The sequence below is a fragment of the Xenorhabdus sp. Sc-CR9 genome, assembly GCF_963897815.1.
GTDB lineage: Bacteria > Pseudomonadota > Gammaproteobacteria > Enterobacterales > Enterobacteriaceae > Xenorhabdus.
In genome coordinates this window covers 1-2624 of sequence record NZ_CAWQTY010000038.1, presented here as the reverse complement: position 1 = coordinate 2624, position 2624 = coordinate 1, and the positions used below count along the sequence as shown (strand labels likewise).

The following is a 2624-nucleotide window of genomic DNA, read 5'->3' as shown; positions in this document are numbered from 1 at the left end:
GGCAATTGGTCAGACTGCTAAACATCCCCATGACACGCGCACGGACGTTCCACGAGCACGCAGACGGACAATCTCACGCTAAAGCCATAGAAGCGGCGTTTAACGCCCACCACGGCGCAGCAGGGCGTGAATGGATTAAATGGCTGGCGGATAACAAAGAATTGGCGAAACAGGCCGTAAAAGACGCTCAGCAACGCTGGTTAGACGTGTTACCGGACGGCGCAGGGGAACAGGTTCACCGCGTCGCTGAACGGTTCGCTATTCTGGAAGCTGCCCTGATTATGGGTATGCACATCACGGGCTGGACAGAGGCCGATTGCCGCAACGCTATCGAGCACAGTTTTAACGCATGGGTGGCCGAGTTTGGCATAGCCAACAAAGAAGGTGAGCAGATTATCGAGGCGGTGGAAGCTTTTCTAAACTCGTTTGGACGCAGCCGTTTCGCGCCACATCCATATGATGAACGAGATTTACCAATTCGTGACCTTGCAGGCTACAGAACACAGGGAAAACACAACGATGACCCGATGATATATCACACATTCCCCGCTGCATTCGAAAATGAGATAGCAAAAGGATTTAACGAAAAACAGTTCGCGAAGACGCTTGCTGAAGCAGGAATTCTACAGGTCAGTGAAAACCGTGGATTCAAACGACGCTCGATAAGAGTTGATGGAAGACAACCTTATTTTTACGTTTTAGTGCTAAAAAATAAAGATGATTAAGAGATAAAAAACTTAAAAGCTCCCTTTAGGGGGCTTTTTTTTGGCTTGAACTCGCGAAATAACTCAGTTGAACTAGCAAAAAAAACACCAATGCGAGTTCAAAAAATAACAACAAGATATTGATAAATATATAAAAAAAAGAATTGAACTCGCTGAACTCACTGAACCCGCAACTTTTTGTATATATATACGGGAAACATGAAAAGAGATCAGCAAGCCAGAGAAAGGGCGTTTAAACAATATATGCGCGTCACGTTAGTATAAACATAGCGAGTTTAGCGAGTTTAGCGAGTTCAATATATATATATATATATGTATCAATTACTTATTGTATATAATTGAACTCGCTTTGAACTCGCTTTTTCTCTTTTGAACTCGCTTTTTATCTTAAAAGACTGCTCAAATCATGCCGACATTGTTTTGTAAGGGTGTTTTTTGTGTTTAATTTGCGGATTAACTCCCTTAAGTTGGAAATTAACGATCACCGGTGAGCGATGTTGGGGACAAGATGTGTTTTGTAGCACCGCCACGAACGCCGTTGATTTCCACATCACTATCTATCTGGAATCACAGCACGATGTTTCCCCCCGAAACATGAATTGAGAGCCAAAAGTTTTCGTCAACGAAAACGGAGAGGGAACTTAAGGCGTTACCTCCGCGTTACGGTAACGGTTCAGGTAACTAAAACAGTGGATCGCGATTGCGTGGTATTTATAAGAAGATATTAATATGGTGATCCACCAGCAACACCAGTATTCACACTGTTTACAGCGAGTTATAGAGGGTGTTTGGGGTTGGTTTCTATGCCGTTTGGCGTTATCCAAATCAGTGTTACTGTCCATTGTTACGGTAACGAGAAGTAACGCAAAATAGGTGATCTCGATTGGTAAATTAATATAAGACTGTATACCAATCGAGATCACCTTAAGAAGATAATTTCACAGACCTAATTCAGCGTGAGAGCCTAGACGGACAAGGGTTAGTCGGACATCGTCTGGCTTCTCGTAAATCAGTACCAAATCAGGTTTGACATGACAATCGCGGAAACCTGTCCAGTTACCTGATAGCGGATGGTCTCGGTGTCGTGGCTCAAGTGGCATGTCGACTAACAGCGCAGATAAAACAGATTGAAGGTCGGTATCAAGCGTTGCGCTATGTCTACCTTTTTTCTCACGTTTGTAGTCGCGCTTGAACTGGCTGGTGTATTCAGTCGTCCGCATTGAGATCACTAAACAGAGTTTTGAGGTCAGCCGCCTTAGTTACATTTCCTGCACGAGCCTCACGCATGGCCGCAATAGTCGTTTCGTTTGGTACTAATGGTTCGAATGGTAGCGCCTTTTCCCGTGCTACTCGCGTTAGCATCAGGCGGACGGCATCAGATACCGTAAGCCCCATCGCGTTGAGAACGGCAGCCGCTTCTTCTTTGATTGCCCCGTCGATTCGAGTTTGGACCAGATGATTAGCCATTTTTGTTACTCCTGATTTTGTAATTCATTTGCATTACAATGTAATTCAACTTCACTAAAGAATCAATCAACATCAAATAAACGCCCCATCTCCAGTACAGCCGGACGTGCTCAGAACGCTGTAGAACGCCTCAGAATGACCGGACGCTCACCAACCCCATGAGAACCCCACCCGCACGACCTGACGTGCTCAGAACGCCGTAGAACGCCTCAGAATGACCGGACGCACGCCACAGCCCCATGAGAACCTCATCAGCATGACCGGACAGCCCAAAGATAACCAAAATGCACCAGAAAGATCACCGTGTTCGTTCAGGATGACCAGCATAAAAATCCCCCGTTGAAAAAAATGACTAGGGGAGAAATCAATAGCTGATTTCTGGCCTGTCGAATTGATGGAAGAAGACCTGAATTTTACGTACTAATTCTAAAA

At 45.1% G+C, this 2624-nt stretch carries 3 protein-coding genes and 1 pseudogene; 1 reads left to right on the top strand and 3 read right to left on the bottom strand.

Annotation, left to right across the window (positions count from 1 at the left end):
• A pseudogene (locus tag AACQ81_RS02090) lies at positions 1 to 725 on the top strand (DNA primase); the annotation flags it as partial.
• Positions 726 to 1663: 938 nt separating this feature from the next.
• On the opposite strand, the gene AACQ81_RS02085 reads toward AACQ81_RS02090, so the two are convergent.
• The 3 genes from AACQ81_RS02085 to AACQ81_RS02075 form a co-directional block, all read right to left on the bottom strand.
• Complete coding sequence (locus AACQ81_RS02085) at positions 1664 to 1945, bottom strand: type II toxin-antitoxin system YafQ family toxin (protein WP_237388426.1); 282 nt, start codon at positions 1943 to 1945, stop codon at positions 1664 to 1666.
• Positions 1932 to 2192, bottom strand: a complete 261-nt coding sequence (locus AACQ81_RS02080) for a type II toxin-antitoxin system RelB/DinJ family antitoxin (protein WP_237388425.1) — start codon at positions 2190 to 2192, stop codon at positions 1932 to 1934. Before AACQ81_RS02080 ends, AACQ81_RS02085 begins: the two co-directional genes overlap by 14 nt.
• 189 nt (positions 2193 to 2381) lie before the next feature.
• Positions 2382 to 2519, bottom strand: coding sequence for a hypothetical protein (locus AACQ81_RS02075; RefSeq protein ID WP_237388424.1), 138 nt, complete (start codon positions 2517 to 2519; stop codon positions 2382 to 2384).
• Between the last annotated feature and the right edge of the window lie 105 nt (positions 2520 to 2624).

Bases quoted from the DNA above. Each gene is read 5' to 3' on its own strand.
- AACQ81_RS02085 (WP_237388426.1), bottom strand. From the start codon at position 1,945: ATGCGGACGACTGAATACACCAGCCAGTTCAAGCGCGACTACAAACGT.
- AACQ81_RS02080 (WP_237388425.1), bottom strand. From the start codon at position 2,192: ATGGCTAATCATCTGGTCCAAACTCGAATCGACGGGGCAATCAAAGAA.
- AACQ81_RS02075 (WP_237388424.1), bottom strand. From the start codon at position 2,519: ATGCTGGTCATCCTGAACGAACACGGTGATCTTTCTGGTGCATTTTGG.